Annotated in this window: 23 protein-coding genes; 4 read left to right on the top strand and 19 right to left on the bottom strand. The window is 65.1% G+C overall.

What is annotated here, in order from left to right; genetic code table 11:
- Positions 1 to 11 precede the first annotated feature (11 nt).
- The 4 genes from NS355_RS04600 to NS355_RS04585 form a co-directional block, all read right to left on the bottom strand.
- Entirely contained in the window at positions 12 to 2,354 is a 2,343-nt protein-coding gene (locus NS355_RS04600; RefSeq protein WP_058744614.1) for a bifunctional diguanylate cyclase/phosphodiesterase, read from the bottom strand.
- A 283-nt stretch (positions 2,355 to 2,637) separates the two neighbouring features.
- Positions 2,638 to 2,838 carry a hypothetical protein gene (locus NS355_RS04595; RefSeq protein WP_058744613.1) on the bottom strand — a complete coding sequence of 67 codons (201 nt, stop codon included), beginning with the start codon at positions 2,836 to 2,838 and terminating at the stop codon, positions 2,638 to 2,640.
- Between the two features lie 9 nt (positions 2,839 to 2,847).
- Positions 2,848 to 3,072 (bottom strand): hypothetical protein, encoded by a 225-nt coding sequence (locus NS355_RS04590; RefSeq protein ID WP_058744612.1) that lies wholly within the window; start codon positions 3,070 to 3,072, stop codon positions 2,848 to 2,850.
- A gap of 151 nt (positions 3,073 to 3,223) precedes the next feature.
- Positions 3,224 to 4,030, bottom strand: a complete 807-nt coding sequence (locus NS355_RS04585; RefSeq protein WP_058744611.1) for a transporter — start codon at positions 4,028 to 4,030, stop codon at positions 3,224 to 3,226.
- A gap of 296 nt (positions 4,031 to 4,326) precedes the next feature.
- Here NS355_RS04585 and NS355_RS04580 point away from each other — a divergent pair, with 296 nt between their 5' ends.
- Complete coding sequence (locus NS355_RS04580; RefSeq protein WP_084787526.1) at positions 4,327 to 5,565, top strand: DUF2254 domain-containing protein; 1,239 nt, start codon at positions 4,327 to 4,329, stop codon at positions 5,563 to 5,565.
- Positions 5,566 to 5,897: 332 nt separating this feature from the next.
- Entirely contained in the window at positions 5,898 to 7,730 is a 1,833-nt protein-coding gene (locus tag NS355_RS04575; RefSeq protein ID WP_345938789.1) for a methyl-accepting chemotaxis protein, read from the top strand.
- A 135-nt stretch (positions 7,731 to 7,865) separates the two neighbouring features.
- Here NS355_RS04575 and NS355_RS04570 read toward each other — a convergent pair whose 3' ends face one another.
- The 11 genes from NS355_RS04570 to adh all read right to left on the bottom strand — a co-directional run bounded on the left by NS355_RS04570 (position 7,866) and on the right by adh (position 19,765).
- Entirely contained in the window at positions 7,866 to 8,633 is a 768-nt protein-coding gene (locus NS355_RS04570; RefSeq protein WP_058744609.1) for an outer membrane protein, read from the bottom strand.
- A 223-nt stretch (positions 8,634 to 8,856) separates the two neighbouring features.
- A complete protein-coding gene (locus NS355_RS18910) occupies positions 8,857 to 9,270 on the bottom strand; it encodes a DUF333 domain-containing protein (RefSeq protein WP_167345401.1) in 414 nt (137 codons plus the stop codon).
- Positions 9,271 to 9,456: 186 nt separating this feature from the next.
- Entirely contained in the window at positions 9,457 to 11,847 is a 2,391-nt protein-coding gene (locus tag NS355_RS04560) for a TonB-dependent receptor (protein ID WP_244489555.1), read from the bottom strand.
- Positions 11,844 to 12,767: a FecR family protein gene (locus tag NS355_RS04555; RefSeq protein WP_058744607.1), complete on the bottom strand. Its 924-nt coding sequence runs from the start codon at positions 12,765 to 12,767 to the stop codon at positions 11,844 to 11,846. The genes NS355_RS04560 and NS355_RS04555 overlap by 4 nt, the downstream gene beginning before the upstream one ends.
- Entirely contained in the window at positions 12,764 to 13,282 is a 519-nt protein-coding gene (locus NS355_RS04550; RefSeq protein ID WP_244489554.1) for an RNA polymerase sigma factor, read from the bottom strand. Before NS355_RS04550 ends, NS355_RS04555 begins: the two co-directional genes overlap by 4 nt.
- Positions 13,283 to 13,418: 136 nt before the next feature.
- Positions 13,419 to 13,748: a putative hemolysin gene (locus tag NS355_RS19275; RefSeq protein ID WP_244489553.1), complete on the bottom strand. Its 330-nt coding sequence runs from the start codon at positions 13,746 to 13,748 to the stop codon at positions 13,419 to 13,421.
- Between the two features lie 377 nt (positions 13,749 to 14,125).
- The gene (locus tag NS355_RS04540; RefSeq protein WP_058744605.1) at positions 14,126 to 14,395 is read right to left on the bottom strand and encodes a hypothetical protein; all 270 of its coding nucleotides are present in this window, start codon (positions 14,393 to 14,395) and stop codon (positions 14,126 to 14,128) included.
- Positions 14,396 to 15,012: 617 nt separating this feature from the next.
- Positions 15,013 to 15,525 carry a GNAT family N-acetyltransferase gene (locus NS355_RS04535; protein ID WP_058744604.1) on the bottom strand — a complete coding sequence of 171 codons (513 nt, stop codon included), beginning with the start codon at positions 15,523 to 15,525 and terminating at the stop codon, positions 15,013 to 15,015.
- A gap of 60 nt (positions 15,526 to 15,585) precedes the next feature.
- Entirely contained in the window at positions 15,586 to 17,100 is a 1,515-nt protein-coding gene (locus NS355_RS04530) for an acetyl-CoA hydrolase/transferase family protein (protein WP_058744603.1), read from the bottom strand.
- 50 nt (positions 17,101 to 17,150) lie between these two features.
- Positions 17,151 to 18,185, bottom strand: coding sequence for an alcohol dehydrogenase AdhP (gene adhP, locus NS355_RS04525; RefSeq protein WP_058744602.1), 1,035 nt, complete (start codon positions 18,183 to 18,185; stop codon positions 17,151 to 17,153).
- A 68-nt stretch (positions 18,186 to 18,253) separates the two neighbouring features.
- Positions 18,254 to 19,765 (bottom strand): aldehyde dehydrogenase, encoded by a 1,512-nt coding sequence (gene adh, locus NS355_RS04520; RefSeq protein WP_058744601.1) that lies wholly within the window; start codon positions 19,763 to 19,765, stop codon positions 18,254 to 18,256.
- 186 nt (positions 19,766 to 19,951) lie between these two features.
- Here adh and NS355_RS04515 point away from each other — a divergent pair, with 186 nt between their 5' ends.
- Together NS355_RS04515 and NS355_RS04510 are read left to right on the top strand one after the other, a co-directional pair.
- Positions 19,952 to 20,989, top strand: a complete 1,038-nt coding sequence (locus NS355_RS04515) for a sigma-54-dependent Fis family transcriptional regulator (protein ID WP_017978493.1) — start codon at positions 19,952 to 19,954, stop codon at positions 20,987 to 20,989.
- An 83-nt stretch (positions 20,990 to 21,072) separates the two neighbouring features.
- On the top strand, positions 21,073 to 21,609 hold the full coding sequence (locus NS355_RS04510; protein ID WP_017978494.1) for a hypothetical protein: 537 nt from the start codon (positions 21,073 to 21,075) through the stop codon (positions 21,607 to 21,609).
- Here the strand turns inward: NS355_RS04510 and NS355_RS04505 are convergent.
- Genes NS355_RS04505 through NS355_RS04495 form a run of 4 tightly spaced genes read right to left on the bottom strand, consistent with a single transcriptional unit; the run spans position 21,606 to position 25,226 of the window.
- Positions 21,606 to 22,316, bottom strand: coding sequence for a Crp/Fnr family transcriptional regulator (locus NS355_RS04505; protein WP_058744600.1), 711 nt, complete (start codon positions 22,314 to 22,316; stop codon positions 21,606 to 21,608). The genes NS355_RS04510 and NS355_RS04505 overlap by 4 nt on opposite strands.
- Before the next feature lie 57 nt (positions 22,317 to 22,373).
- Positions 22,374 to 22,490: a cytochrome bd-I oxidase subunit CydX gene (gene cydX / locus NS355_RS18115; protein WP_017978496.1), complete on the bottom strand. Its 117-nt coding sequence runs from the start codon at positions 22,488 to 22,490 to the stop codon at positions 22,374 to 22,376.
- A gap of 14 nt (positions 22,491 to 22,504) precedes the next feature.
- The gene (gene cydB / locus NS355_RS04500) at positions 22,505 to 23,644 is read right to left on the bottom strand and encodes a cytochrome d ubiquinol oxidase subunit II (RefSeq protein WP_058744599.1); all 1,140 of its coding nucleotides are present in this window, start codon (positions 23,642 to 23,644) and stop codon (positions 22,505 to 22,507) included.
- A 13-nt stretch (positions 23,645 to 23,657) separates the two neighbouring features.
- On the bottom strand, positions 23,658 to 25,226 hold the full coding sequence (locus tag NS355_RS04495; protein ID WP_058744598.1) for a cytochrome ubiquinol oxidase subunit I: 1,569 nt from the start codon (positions 25,224 to 25,226) through the stop codon (positions 23,658 to 23,660).
- Positions 25,227 to 25,463: the final 237 nt, after the last annotated feature.

The following is a 25,463-nucleotide window of genomic DNA, read 5'->3' as shown; positions in this document are numbered from 1 at the left end:
AGGCCGAACGCCTAGGCGGCGTGTTTGGCGGATCCCGGCTTCTCGACGCCTTGATCCGGGTTCATCAGTCCGGGGCGGCCCAGCAGATAACCCTGGGCTTCGTTGCATCCCTCGGCGCGAAGGAATTCGAGCTGCGAACGCGTCTCCACACCCTCGGCCAGGATGGGGATGGCCAGGCTTTCGCCCAGCGCCAGCACCGCCCGGATGATCGCGGCCGATTGCGGCGCGATATCCAGTTCGGTCATGAACGAGCGGTCGAGCTTGATCTTGTCGAAGGGGAAGGAGCGCAGCGTCGATAGCGACGAATAGCCGGTGCCGAAATCGTCCATCGCGATCGACACACCCAGCGATTTCAACTGACGCAAGACATGCGTCGTGCGCTCCGGGTCCGTGATCATCGCCGACTCGGTGATTTCCAGTTCCAGTCGGGTGGGGGCCAAGCCGGTCTCGATCAGTATCTGATGGACGAGCCGGGGCAGGTCGACGTGGCCGAGCTGCACGGGGGACAGGTTCACCGCGATCTTCCACGGGACGGGCCAGGCCGCCGCTTCTTGACAAGCACGCCGCAGGACCCACTCGCCGATCGGCAGGATCAGGCCCGTCTGTTCGGCAATGGTGATGAACTCAAACGGCGAAACCTTGGTGCCATCGGGTTTCGTCCAGCGCAGCAGCGCCTCATATCCGGTGATCTCGCCCGTCTCGACCGAGGCCTGCACCTGCCAATGGATGGCGAACTGGTCATGGTCCAGCGCGTCGCGCAGTTCGGTGGCGATGCGACGACGGGTGCGGACCGTCTGGTCCATTTCCTCCTCGTAAAAGCAGAAGTCCGTCGCGATGCTCGATTTCGCCCGGTACATGGCGAGGTCGGCATTGTTGATAAGCGCTGAAATCTCGTCGGCATCCTGCGGCCACAGCGCGACACCCACGCTCATGCCGCAGCTCAGCGTCGAGCGGTCATATTCGACGGGCAGGGTGATCGCGGTCCGCAGGCGATCGATCAGGTCGATCGCATCCTCGTGATTGTCGATGCCGATCAGCGCGACGAATTCGTCGCCGCCCAGGCGGGCCAGGAACTCGCCGGGCCGCGCCAGCGCCTTCATCCGCATGCCGATCGTCGCCAGCAGATGGTCGCCAGCGGCATGGCCATGGGTGTCGTTGACTTCCTTGAACCGGTCGAGATCGATCGACAGCAAGGCCAGCGGACGCCCCGGCCCTTCCGGTGCCGCCTGGCGATGCGACCATTCCAGAAAGGATGCGCGATTGGGCAACCCGGTCAGGCCGTCATTGCGCGCCAGATGCGCGATGCGCCGCTCCTGCGCCAGTCGCTGACGCACGTCGCGAAGGGCGTAGATCATGTAGGATTTCGTCTCGCTCGTATCGACGCGAAGGGCGACCTCGACGGGGATGGGGGAGCCGTCGGCGGCTTGCAGCGCACGCTGCGCCAGGGAACCCGGCTCGACCGACCCGATGTCCGAAACCCAGCGGTCCAGCGATTGGCCCAGGACATCGTCGTCCGTGCCCAGAAGCTCGGTGAAGGCACCGTTCGCCGCGACGATCACGCCGTCGCTTTCCACGATCATCGCATCGACGCTGCCCTCCATCACCTGGGCCAGGCGACGCTGCGAGGCGATATGCGCCGACGTATCCAAGACCGAGGTGGCAAAACCCGTGCCGAGCACCAGCAGCCCGACCGCCGCGACCGCAAACGCCATGACCATCGTGGCGCTCTGGCTGTCCACCTGGCCCGGTTCCGGGGCGACGGGAATGACCGTCAGGGCCGCCATGCCCGTGAAATGGAGCAGGACGATACTCGTCACCATGAGCGCGGTCGCGGGCCAGGGATTGCCCCGCTTGCCATGCGACAAGGCGCGGCGGAACGCCACCGCACCGAAAAGGATGGAGAACAGGATCGACGCGGCCACATAGGCGGATGACCATTCCACCAGCCCCCTGGCTGCGAAAGCCATCATGCCGGTATAGTGCATTGCGGTGACCGCCAGGCCGAAGAGCATGCCCCCCGCCGCCGGGGCGAACGGCCGACGATGGGCCGCAACGGCCAGGGCGATGGAACTGCCGAAGATGGCGATGACCAGTGAAAGCGCGGTGAGCAGCGGGTCGTAGGCCACCGCCACCCCCGGCTGATACGCCATCATCGCGATGAAATGCGTGCACCAGATGGTTGCGCCGGTCGACACGCCGCCCATGAACACCCAGGCCGGACGAGTGCCAGGATCCGCGGAGCGCAGCCGTTGAAGCAGTCTGATCGTGATCGCGGACCCCGTCAGGCAGAATATCGCGGCAAGCACGACCAGGCGGAGATCATGGTCATAGGCGAGGCAGGTTAGAAAGCGCATCGGTCCTCCAGACCGGCTGCACTAGAAACATAAGTTAAATCACTGCCTAAAATGGACAGTTAAGGAACGTGGTTAATTTTCCCCGATGGGCGGCGGCCGGCACGTTCCGAACCAACGGCAAGGGCGAATTGCGGTGGAATGTCATGATGAACGGGAGGGGCGTACCGAGCCCTCCCGTTCTCCTGATCGTTAACGCGAAGCCCGCAGCGAGGCCGCATCGACGCGGACCGCTTTGCGCGACGACCCTCGACGGTTTTGCTCCAGAAGCCGTCCGGTGTCGGCGCTAACCCTCCCGGATGTCGGGAAAGCTGTAGGGGGAGGGTTTGTCCTCCGATGTTCCGGTTGCAAAAACCGCCATGTCGTCGGGCTGTATCTCCAGTTTCGCCCAGCGGTCCCAGCCGATATGGATGAAGTCCGGCGGTCCGAAGACCCGCACCGCGCGGGCATATTCGTCACCGCGAAAACCCACGAAGTGCAGGGCCATCGGAGTGGCTCAGGCGCCTTCGCGTCGCGCACCGATGATCATGCGCCGCGCAATCTCCCGAACCGCCGCGTCGTCCTTGTCCGGCCCGTCCGAAGGATCGCCCAGATGGTCGAGGCTCGCTTCCAGAAAGTCGAGCAGGCCGGGATGCCGGGCCTCGACATATTCCATCGTCTTGAACAGCAGATGCTCGGTCGCGATCTCGCGTCGGCGGCTCTGGGCGGCTGAATCCATCATCCTATCCTTCTTCGGCGTTTCGGAGCCGGGTGAACGCACGACCTTCGCGATCGGGCAAACGCATCCGTATCGAACAGCCTTACGCCGCCACCCGGCGTCGGCGGATCGCCCGAGCCTCTTCCGGGAAACGGGATGGGCGAGGACGAAAGGGTCAGAACAGGATGGCGCCGCCGGTAACGAGCCGCAGATGGGGCGCGGCGGCGTTGAGGCCGGTCGCCGCCAGAATGTCGAATTGAAGGACCTTGGTCGGCCGCCAAGCCGCCGACAAGGCGGCCAAGGCCGTCGTCTCATGCTGATCGGGTTCGTCGTCACGCTCCAGCGACAGCTCGGCCGTGGCCGTAACCGCCTCGGTGAATTTGTAGCGCAGGCCGGTAATCTCACTATAGGCCAGATGCCGCCCATGGCCGGACTGGTTCGCCGCCGCATCGGCTTCGCCCGTCACGGCGATCGCGAGCTTTTCGGTCAGGTCATATTGGACCGGGATGATGACCCCCGTCGACCAGCTTCCCGCACCGATCGGATAGCGGCCCGTCGGCGCGGTCACGAAGGCCTGTATGCCTGCGGAGAACGGCTTTCCTTTTTGCCCGGCCAGATGCTGGCGGATGGCGAAGGTCATATCGCCGGTGCCGGTCGCGGTATCGATCAGGGCCGTGGCCTTGTCTCGCGTCCGGTCCCGACCATAGCCGACCCATTCGAGTTGAAGCTCGGTATTCTTGCCGATCCCCAAGCGGGTCAGGATGTCGGCAGTCACGAAACGGTCTTCACGCTGATCGGGCTGGTCGTCGCGTTGCCAATCCAGCGCAGATATCTCGAAATGCACCCGCCCCGGCTCGGTCGTGCAACTCGAACCCCCAAGACTGGGCCTGGTGGGGCAGAAGCGGGGTTCGTCTTCGGCATGGACAGGGACCCCGATCGTCATCATCGCGGCGCCCAGCAGCCAACCCCAAGCCTTCACCATTGCCGCCCCCCTGTAACTCTCTGATCCATAAGCCTTGCATCGGTTTGTCGGCGCGATGCAACGGTAAAGCCGTCCACGGTTTCCAGGGAAACGCGCCCGGCGCGCCATGGGGAAATTCACCCATCGAGCGAAGACCCGTGAGCCGAACACCCGCGCCTTGCGTATTAGCTGCCGAACGCCCGACAATTCACTGTCGGCCTTCGATTGCGTCCGCCGCTGCGGGAACCCATGGCGGAGGAATGGCGATCATCTTCAACCAGGGCCGCACCGGCGGCGAAAGGAGACGAGGGGCCCCGATGATTTCCAAGGCTCGGATCGCATGGCTGCTCCATCGTATTGCCCGGAAGATATGGTTTCGCGCGGCCGTCATCAGCTTGGCCAGCGTCGTGGTCGCCGCATTCGCCGGCATCGTCGCACGCGCGGTGCCCTATCATTTCACCGGCGACATCGGACAAGACGCGGTCGGTACGGTCCTGCAGATCATCGCCTCGTCGATGCTGGCCGTGACCACCTTTTCGCTGACGGCGATGGTCAGCGCCTATTCGTCGGCGACCCAGTTGGCGACGCCGCGCGCGACGCAATTGCTGATCTCCGATCGCATGTCGCAAAACGCGCTGTCGACCTTCCTGGGGGCCTTCATCTTTTCCGTCGTCGGCATCATCGGCCTGCAGACGCGTCTTTATGGCGGGCAGGGGCGTGTGCTGCTCCTGATCTCCACGGTTCTGCTCGTGGTGCTGGTGGTCGTGACCCTGTTGCGCTGGATCGCCCATCTCGCCGCCTTCGGCCGGATGTCGGACGTGATCGACCGGGTAGAGGATGCGGCGCGATCCGCGATCGTGACGTTCGCAAAAGACCCCCATCAAGGCGGAAGACCCGCGGTCCCGGTGCCCGCCGACGCCCGATCGGTATTCCCGCAGAGCATCGGCTATGTGACCCATGTCGATATCGGGCACCTCGCCGACGTGGCGCGGGAGCATGACATCATCGTGCATGTGGAAGCGATTCCCGGCACGCTGGTACACAAGGGGCGTCCGCTGCTCCGGGCGGTCGGGGCGAGCGCGGAGCTCGATGGCGAATTGTCACGTGCGTTCGTCATCGAGCGGCATCGCGATTTCGATCATGATCCGCGGCTGGGGCAGATCGCACTGGGCGAGATCGCCGGACGCGCGCTGGCGCCCGCCACCAACGATCCGGGCACCGCGATCGAGGTCATGAATGCCCTCCTCAGAACCCTGAGCGAACTTCCGGCGCAGGCGTCGCCACCGGATGAGGAATTGCCGCCGGTCTATGTGCCGAGACCCTCCGTGGACGAACTGATCCGCGCCGGTTTCGCACCGATCATACGTGAGGGCGCCGGAGAAGAGGAGGTGGCCGTTCGCGCCTTCAAGGTGCTCCACGCCTTGGGGGAAGCCCTGCCTCACGCCCTTCCGACCACCCAGGCGCTAGGAAACGAACTGAAGCAGAATATCGAGCGCGTGATGCTCGACCAAGCCGCACTGGCCAGAACGCTGGCCGTTTATCACGACCATGGGTGATGGCGGCAGTTTTCGATCGCCCGGCCAATAGTATTCTCGATGCTTACAATTGCAGTGGAGTATCGGGCCGGTTGCATTCGACCAAATGTGGAAGGATTTTAGGCAAGGGGTGCGGAATTCACGAAGCTACATTTGGTTCCCAGCAAGTAAAGTTTTTTTCAAAAAGCCCGATTGCTTGAAGCGGCAAGGAATTTGCAAATTGTATACGGGTTTTTAACGGGTGTGTTCCTATTCAATCGCGCGTCATGGCTGTATCGATGCCTTGTATAAATACTTTGGCATTACGAATATTAAATATTATTGGTCATGATATGTTGTAGGCTTGTCGCCAAATGCCCGCGTATGGCACGAGGCGAATATCATCGGATTATGATCTTATGCGCTTTTTCGATAACCTCACGATGGTAAGGAAGCTTGCCCTGTGTCTGGGAGTTATTCTGGCGCTAACCTTGGCGACGAACTTCGTCATATACACCAAAAAGAATCAGGTTCGCGAAACGACGAATATCAACGAGCATACGTACAAGGTCATCATGGCCTCCAACAAGCTCGTCGAGGCGATGATCAATCAGGAGACGGGCCTTCGCGGCTATCTCTTGGCGGCAGACCGGAATTTTCTGGCCCCTTATGAGCAGGGGGCGTCGGACTTCGACCGTGCCATGAAGGAAGCCCGTCAATTGACCCGCGACAATCCGGGGCAGCAGGTCCGCCTGACCGATGTCGGGGCGCTGGCCAAGCGCTGGCGCGACGAGGTGGCGCAGCCCAATATCGCCCTGATGACCGCGCCCGCGACACAGGCCGAAGCGCGGGCCAGCGCGGCCAGAGGACTGGGCAAGGCGCTGATGGACCGGCTGCGGGCGCAGGCGGGGGCCGTGATCGCCGCCGAAAACCGGCTTCTGGCCGAAAGACAGGCGTCGCAGGAGGCGGCCTTCGTCATGATTTCCCGGGCCATTTTCGGGGGGATGCTGATCAGCCTGTTGCTGGCCGTCGCCATCCTCATCCTGTTGGTCCGCCAGATCGCCCGGCCGGTGAACGCGGTCACCCATGGCCTGACGGCGTTGGCGAGCGGGAACATGGCCGTGACCTCGATCGATGCCGACCGGCGCGACGAGGTCGGGCAGCTGGGCGCCGCGCTCGACAATCTGCGTGGGCGATTGCTGGCGGCGGACGAGGCCAAGACCGCACAGGCCAGCCTGATCGTCGATAGCGTGGGGGCGGCCCTGTCCAGATTGGCGGAGGGCGATCTGTTGTCCCGGCTGGAAAGCGATCTCGACGGCCCCTTCGCCGCGATCAAGCGCGACTTCAACCGGGCGGCGGACGCGCTTCAGGCGGCCATGGCCCAGGTCTCGGCCTCGACCAGCGGTATCATCGATGGCACTTCCGACATCCGGCAGGCCTCCGACGACCTGTCGCAGCGGACCGAGCAACAGGCGGCCAGCCTGGAGGAAACCGCCGCCGCGATGGCCGAGATCACGACCACCGTGCGCAAGACGGCTGATCAGGCGGGGCTGGCCCGCCAGATGGTCGGCCAGGCCAAGGAAGAGGTCCAGCATTCCGGCCGGATCATGGAGGATGCGGTGGCGGCGATGAACGGGATCGAGCGCGCCTCGACCGAAATCTCCGACATCATCTCGGTCATCGACGGTATCGCGTTCCAGACCAATTTGCTGGCGCTGAACGCCGGGGTCGAGGCGGCACGGGCGGGCGATGCCGGAAAGGGCTTCGCCGTCGTCGCCTCGGAGGTTCGCGCGCTGGCGCAACGATCGGCCGATGCGGCCAAGGACGTGAAGGCGCGCATTTCGGTATCCGCCGAGCAGGTCGATGCGGGTGTCGGCCTGGTCAACGAAACGGGCCAGGCGCTGGCGCGTATCGTGACGCGCATCACGGAGATCAACCATCTGGTCAACGACATCGCCGTCTCGGCGGAAAACCAGAGCAGTGGGCTTCAACAGGTCAACATCGCGGTCGGCCAGATGGACATGGTGACGCAGCAGAATGCCGCCATGGTCGAAGAAGCGACGGCAGCGGTCCGCAGCCTGGCGGGGGAGGCCGACGAACTCTCCCGGCAAATGGCCCGCTTCTCGATCGCCCATCATGCAGCGCGGGCCGCGACGAACATCGCCAGCCTGGACGACCATCGTTATCGGCGCACCGCCATCGGATAGGAAGGCTTTGGCGGCGAGCTACAGACGAGCGGGGCGCGGCCGATCGGTGATCGGCCGCAAACCTACGCTTCGAGCAAAGCGAAAGCGCCGCTCCCGCCATGGGAGCGACGCCTTCATTCGGTACGAGGTTCGGTTTCAGAACTTCTGACGGACACCAACCATGATCGAGGTCGACGTGTTCTTCAGCTTGTAATCGACCGTCTGGCGGGCCAGGTTTTCGTCGAGGGCCACGGCCTTCATCTTCAAGCCCGCGGTCTGCGAGTAGCGACCCAGCAGTTCGATCGAGGTCTGCGGCGTCACATCATAGCTTGCACCGGCGTCGAGGTGCCAGCGGAAGCCCCAGTCCTTGCCCGTGATTGCGACCATCGGCTTCTGCGTTCCGGGGGTCTTGTCGATCATCAGGCGGTTGATCGAATAGTCGACGCGCGAGGCACCGATGCCGCCACCGATGAACGGCTTCAACGGACCTTCGCGGACCAGATCGACATAGGCGGCGACCCCGAGATCGAACGACTTGGTGCGCCCGGCGCCAGAATATGTCTTGGTGCTCAGCGCCTTGGCGTTGACCTTGGCGGTGTCGTAGCCCGCCGTTCCCTCCACGCGGATGCCGCCGAAGTCATAGCCCATGCCGAGTTCGCCGGTGAAGCCGCCGTCATGGTCGATAGTCTTGGGCAGGGTCGGCGTCGTCTTGGAGACGGTCTGGCCCTTGGCCAGAACCTGGGTCGGTTTCACGTCGGAGTCGATCTGCGCACCGGCGCGGGCGACGGCATAGGTGCCTGGCTCGGCCTTCTGCGCGGCCGCAGGGGACGCCACGACGATCGCTGCGGCGAAGCCTGCGAACAGGGCGGCAGAGTTCCGGCGCGCACCGCGATAGGCGGGCACGAGCGTGCTAACCAGGGTCATGGAAATCGGTCCTTCGAATTGGAATATTTGGTCGAGTGGGTCGCACCAGTTCGCGTCCCCCTACATCCACAAGACGTCACCCTGTCCGAATTGCCTTGGGTGCCGCCGAAATTTTTTTTGAAACGATGTCAGCGAGTATTCTGGCAAACAATATCAGAGGAACAGGCTGCTTCGGCCAACGCATGAGCCGCGCTCTTTCGGACGCGGCTCACGGCACTGATATTTAGCGGGCGCGGCCGACCGGCTGGGCGCGGAAGAGTTCCCACTCCTCGATGATCCGTCCGTCCGGCAGATGGCAATAATTCTCTTCCTGGCTCACTTCGATCGTCCCCTTCTGCTTTTCGCAATAGGCAGAGGCGGGGTTGGCCAGATGGGCATTGGTGCGGCGCTTGGGCGACCGCTTCTGGCTCTTGCGGAAGAGGGCCCATTCTTCATGGACCCGACCGTTGGGCAGGCGGCAATAGCCGACATCGCCCGATGGCGTCTTGCGCACGAACGACTTGCCGCCGATCGATCCGCAATAGACCGATGCCGGATTGGCCAGGCCTACCTTGCCCGGGGCCGCCTGCGCAGGAACAGGCAGCGTAGCCGCCGCTGCCGAGGCGAGGCCGGTGGTCATCAATACTACAAACTTCATCTCATCGTCCTTACTGGCGAAGCCGGATCGATCGTCCGGTTCGGTTTGCAAGTTGAGCAGCCGAAACGTTCCGTCATCGGCATGGCCGATGCCTGAACATGCCCGCCGCCTTGCATGGCACGCTCACCACGCGATGGTGCCAGCACGACGATGACGAAGCCGAGCGCCCGACACCGTAGAATTTTTTCAGAAGGCCGTGTCCAGTCCGATGCGGATGGTGCGAGGACGAATGGGCGTGATCTGCTCCTTGCCCGTGACGAAGGGCGTGCCCATCGCGAAACGGTTGCCCCGCGCGTTCAGGATATTGGTCACGCCGACGGTTACGCCGAAGCGGTCCCAGCCCATACGCGCGGTCACGGCGCTGTCGGCGTAATTGCCCTGTTCATCGCCCAGCAAAGGGCCGAGCCCCAGGCGCGACAGCCCGATATAGCGAAGCCAGCCATCAATCTTCAGCCGCGACCGGTCGCCGAGCGCGGTCTCATAGATCATGCCGATCCTTGCCGTGATATCCGCGATGTTAGGAATGGGACGCAGGCTTCCCGCACCGCCGGCGGATGCATCCTGCAAGGGCAGGTCGTTCGGACCGCGTTCGTTGACGCTGCTGTCGTTGAGCGAGACGGCTCCCTCCATGCGCCACCCCTTTGCGAGGCGGATCGCCCCGGATGCCTCCACGGTCCAGACGTCGCCATTGCCGATATTGGCGGTCGACGGCAGGTTCCCGCTATCGAGAAAGTCCGCCTGGATATTCCGCCAATCGGTATGGGCGATGGTGAGCGTCAGGGCGAAGGGATCCCGCGCCGCGCGGCCGAAGCGATAGCCGGCCTCGATCGTCGAGACCCGGTCGCTGTCGAACCGGCGGATATAGTCGTCGTCGACCGCCAGACCGCCCGGCCGGAAGCCCTGTTGGTAGCGCAGGAACGCGGATGCGCCGCCATGCAGGTCGACGAGAAGCGAGGCGGAGGGCAGCACGGACCATTCCTGCCGCGTCGCCGCGGTGGCGGACACGATCGGCATGATCTGCTCGCGGGGATCCTCCGCCGCGCCGGACAGCACGGACCGGCTGATCCGTGCGCCGCTGGTCAACAGGATCGCCGGGGTCAGCCGGACGCTGGCCTCGCCATAGGCGGTGAGTTCGTGCAGCCGATTGGACACGCCGGGTAGCGGGTAGCGCTGACCGGGCTGGACGAAGGAGCGCAACAGCCGGGTGCGATTGCCAGTATAGCTCACGCCCAGAAGCCATCCCGATCCGTCGGCATGCGTGACCCAGGCGCGTGTCTCGTTGGCGACCATGCGGGTGCGGTTGGTCTGGACGAAGAGCGTCGCGGGATCGCCGGGGATCGTCGCGTCATAGCGCTCGGTCAGGTCCAGCGCGGTAAGGCCGGTCGACGAGCGCAACCGGACATCGCCGATCCGGCCATCCAGCACGAACTGCCCCTGGCCGAAATCATTGCCGAACGCCTCTACCACGCGCGTCCTGCGCGTGAGGAAGGGGGCATCGCGATCCGCATATTGGCTGTCCGCCCCCCGGATACGCTGCGCGATCCCGATCAGCTCCGCGCTCCAGCCATCGGTGATGTTCAGATGCACGGTGCCGCGCCAGCCCGCGATACGGGTCGTATTGACGTTGCGGCGACCGAGCAGCGGCTTGTCGATATAGCCACCTTCCTCAACCGCCGTGGCGACCAGCCGCATTCCCAGTCGATCGGTGACGACCGGGAGGTTGAGGACGGCCTGTGTGTCGAAGCCGGGTGCGCCATGGGCCGTGGTGGATGCCCCGATCGCCACCGAACCGCCGGTCCGGTCCAACTCGACGGGATTGGGAACGAGGCGGATCAACCCGCCCATCGAACCCGCCCCGTACAGCGTGCCTTGTGGTCCGGCCAGCACCTCGACTGCCGCCAGATCGGCGAGGCGCAGGTCGGGGTCGGGCGCGTTGTAGCCGAGCCGCAGGTCGCCATAATACTGGCCGACGGTCGCCTGGCTGGGACCCGAGAAGCTGGAATCGGCGATGCCCCGGATGAACAGCTTGTTCCGGCCCGCCCCCAGGCTGGTCGAGGCGATCGTCGTCAGCCGTGACGTCAGCCGTTCGGTTCCACCGGCACCACCGAGTTCGAGATCCTGCCCCGACACACGCATGACCTGCCCGGCGGTCTGCCCGAACGGCAGATCGCGTTTGCTGCCGATGACGATGATGTCGGGCGGAGGAGCCTCGGGCGTCTTCGCCGCTTCGGGCTGGGGGTGAGGGCGGTGCGGCGTCGGAGGAGGTGTCGGGGTGCGTCTGGGGACGATCCGGTACAACAGGCTGTCGATCGCCTCGACTTCGCCGCCGCAGCGCGCCGCGATCAGGCGAAGGGCGACGACCGCGCTCATCCGTCCGCGCAGGCGCGGCACCGGCTTCGACCAGAGGCGGGGGTCCGTCACCACGACGCTGATCCCGCCAAGGCGGCCCAGCGTCGTCACCTGATCGCGGACGCTGCCCGCAGGCAGGTCGATCGACAGGCTCTGTGCCTCCGCCGGAGCCGCCGCCATCATGGCGAGCGTCAATCCTGTCGCCACCGCAGCCGCACCGAACGTCACCGATCGTCGCCCAGCACCCATGCCTCGCCATCGATGCGGACCGATACGCCCAGCAAGCGACCCAGCCGCGCCGGATCGTTCCGCAGGCTGCGGATATCGATCGTCCCGCTGAACGGTCTGTCGGCCAGTGCAGGGTCGGCCCGGACGGTGCGACCCAGCTCGCGGGTGAGATCGCGCGCGACGTCGGACAAGGGCGCGTTGTCGAACGTCAGCCGCCCCTCACGCCACCCGCCGACATCCGTCGCGGATTGTCGACGCAGTTCCCCGCCGCTCGCCACCACCGCCTGCCCCGGATCGAGCCGCAGCTTCGCGCCGTCCGGAGCGACCATCACCGCCCCCTCCGCCACGGCGATGCGCACCCGTCCCGGATCGCGCGTGACGTCGAACACCGTGCCGAGGTCGACCATCTGCGTGTCGCCTGCGGTCACCCGGAACGGGTGCGCGGCGTCATGACGGACGCGGAAGAGCATCTCGCCGCGCTCGACGCTCGCCACCCGCGCATCGGCCCGGTCCAATGTCACGCGCGAACCGCCGGCCAGGACGACCTCGCTGCCATCGGCCAGTTGCACCGTGCGCTGTTCGCCCGGCGCGGTTTCGACCGCATAGGGCTGGCTGCGCTCGCTCCAGACGGATACGCCGACGACCGCGACGAGCATCGCGGCGGTGGCGCTGCCGCCCCAACGCCAAAAGCCGTGGCGTACCGGCCGTTCGTCATTGGCGGCCACCGGCGCGGTCTGCACGGGCATGGCGGCAACGCGATCGCGCGCCTCCGCCATGGCGGCCAGCGCATCGTCATACCGGTCATGATTGCCTGGATCGGCCTCCAGCCATCCGGTCAGCCCGTCCCAGTCGTCAAAGAGCGGATCGGCGGCGCGGATCGCCCATTCCAGCGCCTGTTCGTCGACCTGTCTGCCGGTCATTGCAGTTCATCCTTCAATTCGATCAGTGCACGGGTGGCGATCCGCAGATCGGCCTCTACCGTACTCAGGCTGACGCCCAGTTCCGCAGCGATCTGCCGTTGCGACACGCCGTCGATCCGGGCGCGCCGGAAGATGGCTTCCCGGCGTGCTCCCAGTCGGGCCAGGACCGCGGCGACCTTCGCCACTTCCTGTTGTGCGCCGATCACCCGCTCGCCCACCGGCTCGGACGAAGCCTCGCCACTGCCGCGAAGCTCGTACCAGTCCTGCTCCCGCTTCTCCCCCTGGCGTTTCGCCCGGTAGCGGTCGATCATCAGCGTATCGGCCGCCCGGAACAGGTATGACAGGGGATTGGCGATCGGACCCGATGACGAAGAGGTTGATATCTTTAGCCAAAGATCATTAACCAAGTCTTCGGCCGCATCGCCCGCACCACGCGCGGCAAGAAACCGGACGAGTTTGTCGCGATTGGCAAGATAAACAGCTTCAAGCCCGTTTGACGACATCGGCACCGACATTGATGGAATGGACCATGCCGATGCCCTTACAGGATGAATCGTGAGAAATGAATTTCGACTGTCCGTATTTCGCTTGTCCGAGCGGGAGATCGTCTGTCGACGTCCGGAGGCTATCACCGCCGTCCCTCTGGCGACGTTAGCGACCACGGAACAATGCCCATTCCTCGACGACGGCTCCGTTCGGCAGATGGCAATAGCCCGTCTGGCCAGCGGGACCGTTTACCACCTCCACGCGCCCGCCATATCGCTCGCATTGGACGCTGGCGGGATTGGGCATGACCGCACGCCGCCGCCGTCCAAACATGAGCAGCCGCTGATCGACCACCCGTCCATCTAGCAGGCGGCAATAGGGCGCGCCATTGACGACGACGCCAATCCCGCCCGTTCGAAGACAGGCACCAGTCCCGCCAATCTCGATCTCCGCCTGTGGCAGAGCCTCGGCGGTCGTCATGATCAGCGTTGGCACGGCTGTACATATCAGAAGCGCAGTGACGCCATAGGCCGTTCGATACATCACGCCACCATTCCCCATTCGCGTGCCCTGGCCAGCGCCCAAATCGTTCGCTCGACCTGCAATAGACAGACGGAGCAGAATGACTTTCACCTTGGGGAAGGCCATTGCCTTCAGCGAACGTATCGACCCATGGAAGCGACTTCGCCGGTACAGGTCGTTGAATAGGCTCGGCGATTGGCGTCACGTCTCAAGTGAAGCGCATTCGCGCGCGAGGCTATGGCAGGGGGCCTTGAGGTGCATTGCCGGATCGTGATGCCTCTTGCCGTCGGCCTCCGCAGCATCGCTGCGAAACAGCCGACCGGCAATGGTATCATAGTCGAAGCTCCAGCCTATGAACCCTTCAAAGCCTCGCGCCCGAAATCTGTTTCCAGACCCGCACCAACCCGACAGAGTTTGGTCAGGAATTCGGCAAACAGGAGCCCGTTTTCGATATCGCAAGAAGGCGGATGCGAGATCGTCTCCAGGTGATCGAGCCATTCGCGGGTTTGCGCACGGTAGATATGAGCGCACTCCCCCTCGGCCAGCGCGCTCGCGATGGCGACGGCCTGTACCGAATAATGGTGTTCCTCAAAAGCCGAAGGTCCACGCGTCGTTTCCATTTTCGCTCCATTCCATTTGTTGGAGATGAAGACGGATACGGTGTCGCGATGCCTTGGGTGTCGCGGACAAAGGACGGCCGGAGCAGAGCTGACGCAAGGCCGACGAAGCCGATATAGGTTGCGGCCGTCGTGCCGTACCGGGTAACGACCCGTTGCCAATCCTTGAAATCGCTGCATAGTCGTTCGATCTGATGGCGCCAGGTCGAGCGCAAACTCCGGCGCATCCGGATCACTGGCGCGGAAGCATCGGCGCTGTGCGGCAGCAGCGTGCTTACCGGTCCAGCACAGTCAATCGAACCCTCATTTCGCGCCACCGGGTGGGCTGAGCGTCGCTGGAATGTATTTGAATTCGCCGATTTCCGCCAAAAAAGGCAGGGAAATGGTGACCCCTACGGGAGGGATGTCACAAACATAAAAGGCGCGGTTTTCCGGGCTTTTTGTGTTTCACGATCAGCCACGCTGTACCTACTCGCTGTACCAACGCGGTTGAAAATGATGGGATGTAAATACGATCGGAAACGTCAAATTCAACCGCTTTTGGCGTTCATATGTACAATGGGAGAAGGGGTGAATGGCATCGTATTCGGGTAGGATCTTATCGAGGCGGCGCGCGTCGATCAGACGATATCGCGCGTTAGCCTGACCAGCATGGGATCGCTCTCGACTGGATGAGGGATAAAACCCATTTCCTTCTCGATCGTGATGGCGGATTGGTTGTCGCGATCCTCTAGCGCTTCGATCGTGTGATATCCCTTTCGTTTTGCATGACCGACCAGATGGTCGAGCAACGTCCAGCCGATACCTCGCGCCTTCATGTCGCGCCGGATGGCGACGGCGACCTCTGCGGTTTTCGCGATGTCGTTCCCGGCCAGCATCGCCGCCGCAACGATCGATCCGCCGTCGTCAAAGGCGATCAGGCTTTCGCTGGTTGCATCATTGGCACGGATCATGCCGGACAGCCGCTCGTGACTCACTACACGCACGCTGGTCAGGAAGCGGAAGCGCAGATCCTCGGGCGAAACCTTCGCGAAGAAGGCGGCGAACGCGGGCTCGTCCTCTTCGCGGGCGGGCCGGACGTGCAGCACTGTGCCGTGGCGGGTGACGAGCATCTCGGTATCGGCGGCGATCATGGTGTCCTCCTGGGTTGCCGTACCGATGAATCGGTGGCACGCGTGCCGCATTGACCGCGGTCAAGAGGGCAGCATCGTCCCCGTTTCCATGAAGCGCCGATGCCAGGACAATGCCTCGCCAGGAAGCGCGGGGGCATGGAGGCCATAGGAACCGCCCTCGGCCCGCATCGCATAGTCGGCGAGCATCGGGCGGTAATCGGGATGGGCGCAGCGTTCGATCACGGCCCGTGCGCGCTGGCGCGGCGACAGGCCGCGCAGATCGGCGAGGCCCTGTTCGGTCACGATCACCTGCACGTCCTGCATGATGTGATCGACATGCGAGGCCTGCGGCACGATGGCGGAAATCTTGCCGCCCTTGGCGGTCGAGGGTGTCATGAAGATCGAGACATAGGCGTTGCGCGCGAAATCGCCCGACCCACCGATGCCGTTCTGGATGCGCGATCCCATCACCAGCGTGGAATTGACGTTGCCGTAGATGTCCGCCTCGATCAGCCCGTTCATCGCGATGCACCCCAGGCGACGGACGAGTTCGGGATGGTTGCTGATCTCCTGCGGACGCAGGATCATGCGGTCCCGGTATGCGGTCATGTTCGCGTTGAGCCGCGCCGCCGCCTGCGGGCTGAGCGAAAAGGCGGTGGCCGACGCCATGCGCAGGCGCCCGGCATCGAGCAGGTCGAGCATGCCGTCCTGGATCACCTCGGTATAGGCGGTCATCGGGTCGAACGGCGCGTCGACCAGGCCGGACAGCACCGCATTGGCGATATTGCCGACGCCCGACTGAATCGGCAGCAGGGCGGGGGGCAAGCGCCCGCGCGACACCTCATGGGCCAGGAATTCGATGACGTGCCCGGCAATGGCGCGGGCGGTGTCGTCGGGCGCGGCGAAAGGCAGGTTGCGGTCGGGGGCCTCGGTTTCGACGATGGCGACGATCTTGCCGGGATCGCAGGCCAGATAGGGCGTGCCGATCCGGTCGTCCGGCCGCACCAGCGGGATCGGCACGCGCTCGGGCGGCAGGCGGGTGCCGTAATAGATGTCGTGCATCCCCTCCAGCGCTGCGTCCTGCCAGCGATTGACCTCTAGAATGACGCGCTTTGCACGGTCTGCCCAGGTCTTGTTGTTGCCGACCGACGACGAGGGGATGAGCGATCCGTCGGCACGGATGCCCGATACCTCGATGATCGCGGTGTCGAGCGGGCCGAGTACGCCTTCCCAGGCCATCGGTGCGACCTGGCTGAGATGCATGTCGAGATAGTCGATCTCGCCCCGGTTGATCTTCTCGCGCGCGACCGGGTCGCCGCTATAGGGCAGGCGCTGGGCGATGCCGTCGACCGCCGCCAGCGCGCCGTCCAACTCGGGGCCGGTCGAGGCGCCGGTCCACAGATTGACGCGGAACGGATGCCCCGCGCCATGGGACTCGGCGATGTGCCTGGCCAGCGCCTGGGGCACCATCTTGGGATAGCCGGAGCCGGTGAAACCGCTGGTCGCCACCGTTTCGCCGGGGCGGATCAGGGCGGAGGCGGTGTCGGCATCGGTGATACGCGAACGAAGGGCGGCACAGGCGATACGGTCGGTCATTGTTTCTCCAACGCTGGCGGGCGGGGCCGGAGCCACCGCCCGCCGCGATTTCAGGCCGCCAGGTCGAGGACGATGCGGCCCTCGATCTGGCCACGGCGCATCTGGTCGAACACCTGGTTGACCTCGGCGAGCGGCGCGGTGGCGACGGTTGCCTTGACCTTGCCGTCGGCGGCGAAGTCGAGCGACTCCTGAAGGTCGAGCCGCGTACCGACGATCGATCCGCGCACGGTGATGCCGTTCAGCACCAGCCCGAAGATGTTGAGCGGAAAGTCGCCCGGCGGCAGGCCGTTGAGCGCGACGGTGCCGCCCCGCGCCATCATGCCCACGGCCTGCGCGAACGCCTTTTCGCTGACGGCGGTGACGAGCGCCCCCTGCGCGCCGCCGCCGGTCTCGCGCTTGATCGCCGCCGCCGGGTCGGCCTCTGTCCGCGCATTGACGGTGACCTTCGCGCCCAGCCGCCGGGCGAGGTCCAGCTTGGCGTCGTCGACATCGACCGCCGCGACGTTCAGCCCCATGGCGACCGCATATTGCACGGCCATATGCCCAAGCCCACCGATGCCGGAGATGACGACCGTATCGCCGGGCTTGGTATCGGTCATCTTCAGCCCCTTATAGACCGTCACCCCGGCGCACAGCACGGGCGCGATCTCGGTAAAGCCGATATTGGCGGGCAGGTGGCCGACGAAATTGGGGTCGGCGATGACATAATCGGCGAAACCGCCATTGACCGAATAGCCGGTGTTGAGCTGGCTCTCGCACAGCGTCTCCCACCCGCCCAGGCAATGCACGCAGTGGCCGCAGGCAGTGTAGAGCCAGGGCACACCGACCCGGTCGCCTTCCTTGATGTGCTTGACGCCCTTGCCGACCGCCGAGACATAGCCGACGCCCTCATGCCCCGGAATGAAGGGCGGGTTGGGCTTGACCGGCCAGTCGCCCTCGGCGGCATGCAGGTCGGTGTGGCACACGCCAGAGGCCTGGATCGCGACCTGGATCAGGCCGTCGCTGACCTCGGGCACGGGGACTTCATCGATGGTCAGGGGTTGGCCGAATGCCCGCACGACGGCGGCCTTCATCGTCTTCGCCATGGTGTTTCTCCTGTCGGATGTGATGAGGCAGGGATGGGCGCCCGCGCCGGTCCCTGCCTTGACCGCCGTCAAAAAAAGCCGAGCTTCTTGGTTGAATAGCTGACGAGCAGATTCTTGGTCTGCTGGTAGTGATCCAGCATCATGCGGTGCGTCTCGCGCCCGATGCCTGAGCGTTTATAGCCGCCGAACGCCGCGTGCGCGGGATAGGCGTGGTAGCAGTTGGTCCACACGCGGCCCGCCTGGATCGCGCGGCCCATGCGATAGGCGCGGGTGCCGTCGCGCGTCCACACGCCCGCGCCCAAGCCGTAAAGCGTGTCGTTGGCGATGCGCAGCGCTTCCTCATCGTCCTTGAAGGTCGCGACCGAGACGACGGGGCCGAAAATCTCCTCCTGGAACACCCGCATTTTGTTGTGGCCGCTGAGCACGGTTGGCTTGACGTAATAGCCCTCCAGCCCTTCGGGCCGGTTGCGGGTGCCGCCGGTCAGCACCTTGGCCCCTTCGTCCCGACCGATGTCGAGATAGCCGAGGATCTTGTCCATTTGCTCCTGCGAGGCCTGTGCGCCGACCATCGTGGCGGGGTCGAGCGGATCGCCCTGGATCATCGCCTCGACCCGCGCGACCGCCTTTTCCATGAAGCGGTCGTAAATGGACTCGTGCACCAGCGCGCGGCTGGGGCAGGTGCAGACCTCGCCTTGGTTTAGCGCGAACATGGCGAAGCCTTCGATGGCCTTGTCGAAGTAATCGTCGTCCTTGGCGGCCACGTCGGAAAAGAAGATGTTGGGGCTCTTGCCGCCCAGTTCGAGCGTGACCGGGATCAGGTTTTCGGACGCATAGGACATGATGAGCTGCCCGGTCGTCGTCTCGCCGGTAAAGGCGATCTTGGCGATGCGCGAGTTCTGCGCAAGCGGCTTGCCCGCCTCGACGCCATAGCCGTTGACGATGTTGAGCACGCCCTCAGGCAGCAGGTCGGCGATCAGTTCGGCCAGCACCATGATCGAGGCAGGGGTCTGTTCGGCGGGTTTCAGCACCACGCAATTGCCCGCGGCCAGCGCGGGCGCCAGCTTCCAGCAGGCCATCAGCAGCGGGAAGTTCCACGGGATGATCTGACCCACCACGCCCAGCGGCTCGTGGAAGTGATAGGCGACGGTATCGTGGTCGATCTCGGAAATCCCGCCTTCCTGAGCGCGGATGCATCCGGCGAAATAGCGGAAATGGTCGATGGCCAGCGGCAGGTCGGCGGCGGTCGTCTCGCGGATCGGCTTGCCATTGTCCCAGGTCTCGGCGGTCGCGAGGAGCGACAGGTTTTCTTCCATCCGGTCGGCGATGCGGTGGAGGATCAGCGCACGCTCGGCGACACTGGTGCGGCCCCAGCCGTCCTTGGCCTTGTGCGCGGCGTCGAGCGCCAGTTCGATATCGGCCGCCTGACTGCGCGCGACCTGGCAGATAACTTGCCCGTCAATCGGCGATCTATTGTCGAACCAGCGCCCATCGACCGGATCGACCCAGCGGCCGCCGATGAAATTGGCGTAGCGTTGTTTGAACGGCGCGGTGCGGGCCTTGATGGCTTCCTGGATCGTCATGCAACCTCTCCTTCGTTTCGTATGAAACAAAGGCTCTGCCTGTCCCCAGCCGACGACAAGCCGATCCGCGACGAAGTGTCTGTGCGATGATGGACTTTCTGCGGGCTAAGCGTAGCATGTGTCGCATGGCGCAACGCGAAGGCGCGCCAGTGTCGCAACTTGCGACAGTGGGAGAAGGATGCGGCGATGGACGGCGCCGGAATAGAGCAGGGGCGACGCGCCTATTTCGACGAGGGGCAGTTGCCGCTGGAAAGCGTGCGCCAGCCGGTGTTGCGCTCCTGGTTACGATGCACCGACATGGGCCTGGCGCAAGGACGGCGACGTGATGGCGGTCCGCTGACCGAGAGCGACCTCACTGCGCTTCGCCAGCGGCGAGAGTCGCTGCGCCGTCTGTGCCGCCCCGAACTGGAGATGCTGGCGGGCGAGGCGCGCGATACGGGCAGCGTCGTGATCCTGGCCGATGCGGACGGCATGATCCTGGACAGCATCGGCGACACCGGCTTCCTGTCGCGCGCCGCGCAGGTGGCGCTACGCCCCGGCGTGTCCTGGACCGAGGCGAGCACCGGCACCAACGCGATCGGCACCGCTATTGCCGAGCGTCGCCCGATTGCCGTCCATGGTCCGGAGCATTTCTTTGCCGAGCATGCGGTATTGAGTTGCGCTGCAACCCCCGTACTCGACCCGCGCGGCGCGATCGTCGGCGCGCTGGATATCTCGGGCCCGTCGGTAAATGGCCATGGCCATGCGCTGGGTCTGATCCGGCTGGCGGTCGATCAGATCGAGCATCGCCTTTTCCGCTCAGGTTTCACCGATTGCCGCGTGCTGCGGATGCACGACGATGCGGCGATGCTGGGCACCGCGCGGGAGGGGATATTGGTGTTCCGCGACGAGCAGTTGGTCGCCGCCAATCGCCGTGGCCTGTCGCTGGTCGGGCGCAGCTGGGAGGCGTTGGACGATACCGCGCTGGGCGAGCTACTTGATATGCGCGGTCAGGCGGCGCGGGGACATCTGCGCCTGACGAATGGCGCGACGCTGATCGGTGGTTGGGACGCCGATGTTCGGGGCGGCGGCATCGAATTGTCGGTGGCGCGCCCACTGGCCTTCGAGCGGGCGGAGGCGATCGACGCGGCACTGGCGGCGCATGACGGCAATGTCTCGGCGGCGGCGCGGCAACTGGGCGTCCATCGCAGCACCATCCACCGGCACCTCGCCCGCCAGCGCTGAGGGCTGCGGCCCGGTGCTTTGACCATCGTCAATGCGGGGTGCACCGCCCTTCGTCATCAGGGGGACGAAGGAGAAGACCCGCGATGGATCGCAACCCGCTTCAAGGCAGCGTCGTGTCGTTCGCGCGGCGCTGGCACGTCATTCAGGAAATCGACCTGATCCGCCTGGTCCAGGAGCATCGTCGTCGGCTGGCGCTGTGCGGGCAGGCGGAGGCGATGGCGGACGCCTTGCCCGATCGTCCCGACGCCGCGACCATGACGCTGTTCCTGCAGGCGCTGGAGGCGCTGGTGACGCGGGGGGCGCAGGCGGACGGCGTCTATCTGGAGGCGATGCTGTCCAACGGACGGGCCGATCCGCTCACCGACACGCTCCTCGACCATGTCCGCCACCGGCATGAGGCGGATGCGGCAGCGGCGCGCGAAATGGTCGCGGCCTTTGACGAGGCGGATGCCTTCGCCGCGCCCGAGACGCTGGGCCATATGCTGCGCAGCTTCTTCACCGGATGTCGCCGCGCGGTCGATTTCGAGCAGTTGGCCATCATCGCGCTGGCGGGGCACCGGCTGACCCCGGAGGCGCGCGGCCTGCTGGTCGATGCGCTGGCGGAAAGTTTGGCGGCTTAAGCGGCCTCGGCACGTGCCGCCAATGCCTCACGGTCGCTGATCGTGATGGCGCGGCCGCCGGGCAGGCCGATCACGCCGCTTTGCTTCATCCGAGTCAGCTGGCGGCTGACCGTTTCGATCGTCATACCCAGCACATCGGCGATCTGCCCGCGCGTTAGCGGCAGATCGAACGTCACCGGCCCGTCGCGGCTGGCCCGGCACCCGCTGGCCCCGGCGCGTGCCGCCATGTCGAGGAGGAAGCCCGCCAGCTTCTCCCCCGCCGACTTGCGCGCCAGCATCAGCATCCGCCCGCGCGCCTCGTTCAGCGATTCGAAGGTGCGCTGGAGCAGCAGGCGCTCCATGCGCTGATGATCTTCCAGCACCCGCTCGAACGCGGCGCGGGGAAAGACGCAGAGTTCCGCCTCGGTCAGCGCGGTCAGGGTGAAGTCGACATCGCCCGCATAGGGCTGTCCGAAGAAGTCGGCGGGGTAGAGCAGGCCGACCGTCTGCTCGCGGCCGTCGGCGGTGGCGGCGACCAGCTTCAGCACGCCCGTCAGCAGGTTGCCACAGATCACCGCCTCGTCGCCTGCCCAGGCGATGGTCTGGCCGCGCGCGACCCGGCGGCGCTGGCCGATGGCGTTCAGGGCGAGCAATTCCCGGTCGTCGAGGCTGCCGCACAAGGCCCGGTCGCGCACCGCGCAATCGGCACAGATGTCGTTCGGGATCATGGCCTTGCCCTATAGCGCCGCCATGATCCCCTGTCGTCGGACGGATTGTCCTATCTGTCAGTGTCGCGGTGACACGTCGTCCTCGTGCGGCAGATGGAATTCGTGCCAGATGCCGTTGAGGATGCCGAAGCCGATCGCCAGGCCGAGGCCCAGGACCCAGGAGAAATACCACATGGGTCGTTCCTTTCTCAGTAGAAGTCGGGATTGGTGCGCACCGCGTCCGCCGTCACGCGGCCGAACATCACCCGATAGGCCCAGGCGGTGTAGGCGAGCACGATCGGCAGGAAGACGAGCGTGACGAACAGCATGATGCCCAGCGTCTTCTGCGTGGACGAGGCGTTCCACACCGTCAGACTGCTATGCGCGTCGATGCTCGACGGCAGGATGAAGGGGAACATTGCGCAGCCGACGGTGGCGATGATCCCCGTCGCGGCGAGCGACGATCCGGCAAAGGCCAGCGCCTCACGACCGCTGCGGATACCAATCAGCGCCAGCGCGGCCCCGGCGAAGCCCAGTGCGGGCAGCGCCATCATCCAGGGATAGGTCGCATAATTGTCGAACCATGCGCCGCCCGCTTGCTCCGCCGTCATGCGCAACGGGTTGGACGGGCCGAGCGGATCGACCGCGCCGACGATCCGATAGCCCATATCGCCCCATGCGACGAAGGCGAAGCCGACCGCGAACAACAGGATGGAGGCGATGGCCGCCGCCGTACCGAACGCCCGCGCCCGGTCATGGACGGGACCATGCTCGACCTTGATCGACAGCCACGCCGCGCCGTGCAGCACCAGCATCGCCACCGACAACAGCCCGCAGACCAGCGTGAAGGGCGTGAACAGCCCAAGCAAAGTGCCGTCGTAAAAGGCGCGCAGGTCTCCATCCAAGCGGAAGGGCGCGCCGAGCAGCACATTGCCGACCGCGACGCCGAAGACGAGGGCTGGCACCAGTCCCCCGACGAACAGCGCCCAGTCCCAGCGGGTGCGCCAGGCCGGGTCCGGCCGCTTCGAGCGATATTTGAACCCCACCGGCCGCAGGATCAGCGCAGCCAGCACCAGGAACATCGCGAGGTAGAAGCCCGAAAAGCTGACCGCATAGACGAACGGCCAAGCCGCGAAGATCGCGCCGCCGCCCAGGATGAACCAGACCTGGTTTCCCTCCCAGGTCGGCCCGATGGAATTGATGACCATCCGCCGCTCGGCATCGCTCCTCGCGACGAAGGGCAGGAGGGCGGCGACCCCCAGGTCGAACCCGTCGGTCAGCGCAAAGCCGATCAGCAGCACGCCCAGCAGCGCCCACCATATCAGGCGCAACATCTCATAGTCGAACATGTCCTGGCCTCCTTCAGGCGGTGACGGGAGTGGCGGCGGGGATCGGTCCGGGTGCGGGCTGGTCGTCTCGCTCCTCTGGGCCGTGTGCGATGGCGGCGAGGATCAGGCGCACCTCGATCACCGCCAGCACGCCGTAGAGCGCGGTAAACCCGGCCAGCGTGGTCCACAGCGCCCCGCGCGACAGCGAGCTGGTCGCGAGGAAGGTCGGCAGCACACCCTCGATCGCCCAGGGCTGTCGTCCCAGTTCGGCGACCAGCCAGCCGAGCTCGATCGCCACCCAGGGCAACGGGATCGCCGCCACCGCGAGGCGGAGGAACCAGCGGGCATCCATGTGCATCCGGAGCGAACACAGGATGAAGGCGGTGGCGAACAATGCGATCATTGCAAAGCCGATCGCGGCCATGATGCGGAAGCTCCAGAAGAGCAGGCCGACATTGGGGACCGTGTCCCAGGCCGCCGCCTCGATCTGCTTCGCAGTCGCGGCGCGCGGGTCGGCCATCTGCCGCTTGAGCAGCAGCGCATAGCCCAGGTCGCGCTTGTGGGCCTCGAACCGGGCGCGCTGGGCGACGTCGTTCGGGTTCGCCTTCAGCTGCTGCACCGCGTCATAGGCGATCACGCCCGAGGCGATGCGCTCCTGCGCCTTGAGCACCAGTTCGGACATGCCCGCGACCGTCCCGTCCAGGCTGCGCGTCGCGATCAGGCCCAGCACCCAGGGGATTTCGACCTTGTAGCGCGTCTCGCGCGCCACTGTGTCGGGCAGGCCGAACAGGGTGAGGCCCGAGGGGCCGGGCTCGGTGTGCCAGACCGCCTCGATCGCGGCGAGCTTCATCTTCTGGTTGTCGGTCAGCGCATAGCCGCTCTCGTCACCCAGCACGACGACCGATAGCGAGGAGGCGAGACCGAACGCCGCCGCCACCGTCATCGACCGGCGCGCGACGGGCAGGAAACGGCCCTTGAGCAACCAGAATGCCGACACGCCCAGCACCACGACCGAGGCGCAGACATAGCCCGCGCTGACCGTGTGGACGAACTTCGCCTGCGCGACGGGATTGAACAGCACCGCGCCGAAGTCGCTCACTTCCATCCGCATCGTGTCGGGATTGAAGCTCGCGCCCACCGGGTTCTGCATCCAGCCATTGGCGATCAGGATCCACAGCGCCGATAAATTGGTGCCGAGCGCCACCATGAAGGTGACGATCAGATGCCCCAGCTTCGACAGACGATCCCAGCCGAAGAACATCAGCCCGACGAACGTCGCCTCCAGGAAGAAGGCCATCAGCCCCTCGATCGCCAGCGGCGCGCCGAAGATGTCGCCGACATAATGCGAGAAATAGGACCAGTTGGTGCCGAACTGGAACTCCATGGTCAGGCCGGTGGCGACGCCGAGTACGAAGTTGATGCCGAAGATCTTACCCCAGAAGCGCGTGGTCACGCGCCACACCGGGCGGTTGGTCATGACATAGACCGATTCCATGATGACCAACATCATCGACAGGCCGAGCGTCAGCGGCACGAACAGGAAGTGATACAAGGCGGTGGCCGCGAATTGCAGTCGCGACAGGTCTACGACGCCGGGGTCCATAGCATGTCTCCATAATAGGAGCCGCCCCCGGCCCCTTGCCGAGCGACTCGCTAGGCCTGGCGCGCCGTGCCGACATTGACCGCGGTCAAAGACAGGTCGGCCAGTCGCGGCGACGGTCGGGCCATGACGACGATCGCCCATGACGCCTCGACCCCCGGAATGCGGAACCGCTGGTTGAAGGACGCGGCCGGGGGGCGGGACGGGGCGGTGGGCCTGTTGCTTCTCGATACGCTGGCC

The sequence above is a fragment of the Sphingomonas yabuuchiae genome, assembly GCF_001477495.1.
Lineage (GTDB): Bacteria > Pseudomonadota > Alphaproteobacteria > Sphingomonadales > Sphingomonadaceae > Sphingomonas > Sphingomonas yabuuchiae_A.
Note: the sequence above shows the minus strand (reverse complement) of the source record. Positions and strands in the feature narration are given on the sequence as shown.

Coding starts and splice junctions, on each gene's coding strand:
- NS355_RS04600 (WP_058744614.1), bottom strand. CDS start 2,354: ATGCGCTTTCTAACCTGCCTCGCCTATGACCATGATCTCCGCCTGGTC.
- NS355_RS04595 (WP_058744613.1), bottom strand. CDS start 2,838: ATGGCCCTGCACTTCGTGGGTTTTCGCGGTGACGAATATGCCCGCGCG.
- NS355_RS04590 (WP_058744612.1), bottom strand. CDS start 3,072: ATGATGGATTCAGCCGCCCAGAGCCGCCGACGCGAGATCGCGACCGAG.
- NS355_RS04585 (WP_058744611.1), bottom strand. CDS start 4,030: ATGGTGAAGGCTTGGGGTTGGCTGCTGGGCGCCGCGATGATGACGATC.
- NS355_RS04580 (WP_084787526.1), top strand. CDS start 4,327: ATGATTTCCAAGGCTCGGATCGCATGGCTGCTCCATCGTATTGCCCGG.
- NS355_RS04575 (WP_345938789.1), top strand. CDS start 5,898: ATGCCCGCGTATGGCACGAGGCGAATATCATCGGATTATGATCTTATG.
- NS355_RS04570 (WP_058744609.1), bottom strand. CDS start 8,633: ATGACCCTGGTTAGCACGCTCGTGCCCGCCTATCGCGGTGCGCGCCGG.
- NS355_RS18910 (WP_167345401.1), bottom strand. CDS start 9,270: ATGAAGTTTGTAGTATTGATGACCACCGGCCTCGCCTCGGCAGCGGCG.
- NS355_RS04555 (WP_058744607.1), bottom strand. CDS start 12,767: ATGACCGGCAGACAGGTCGACGAACAGGCGCTGGAATGGGCGATCCGC.
- NS355_RS04550 (WP_244489554.1), bottom strand. CDS start 13,282: ATGTCGGTGCCGATGTCGTCAAACGGGCTTGAAGCTGTTTATCTTGCC.
- NS355_RS04540 (WP_058744605.1), bottom strand. CDS start 14,395: ATGGAAACGACGCGTGGACCTTCGGCTTTTGAGGAACACCATTATTCG.
- NS355_RS04535 (WP_058744604.1), bottom strand. CDS start 15,525: ATGATCGCCGCCGATACCGAGATGCTCGTCACCCGCCACGGCACAGTG.
- NS355_RS04530 (WP_058744603.1), bottom strand. CDS start 17,100: ATGACCGACCGTATCGCCTGTGCCGCCCTTCGTTCGCGTATCACCGAT.
- adhP (WP_058744602.1), bottom strand. CDS start 18,185: ATGGCGAAGACGATGAAGGCCGCCGTCGTGCGGGCATTCGGCCAACCC.
- adh (WP_058744601.1), bottom strand. CDS start 19,765: ATGACGATCCAGGAAGCCATCAAGGCCCGCACCGCGCCGTTCAAACAA.
- NS355_RS04515 (WP_017978493.1), top strand. CDS start 19,952: ATGGACGGCGCCGGAATAGAGCAGGGGCGACGCGCCTATTTCGACGAG.
- NS355_RS04510 (WP_017978494.1), top strand. CDS start 21,073: ATGGATCGCAACCCGCTTCAAGGCAGCGTCGTGTCGTTCGCGCGGCGC.
- NS355_RS04505 (WP_058744600.1), bottom strand. CDS start 22,316: ATGATCCCGAACGACATCTGTGCCGATTGCGCGGTGCGCGACCGGGCC.
- cydX (WP_017978496.1), bottom strand. CDS start 22,490: ATGTGGTATTTCTCCTGGGTCCTGGGCCTCGGCCTGGCGATCGGCTTC.
- cydB (WP_058744599.1), bottom strand. CDS start 23,644: ATGTTCGACTATGAGATGTTGCGCCTGATATGGTGGGCGCTGCTGGGC.
- NS355_RS04495 (WP_058744598.1), bottom strand. CDS start 25,226: ATGGACCCCGGCGTCGTAGACCTGTCGCGACTGCAATTCGCGGCCACC.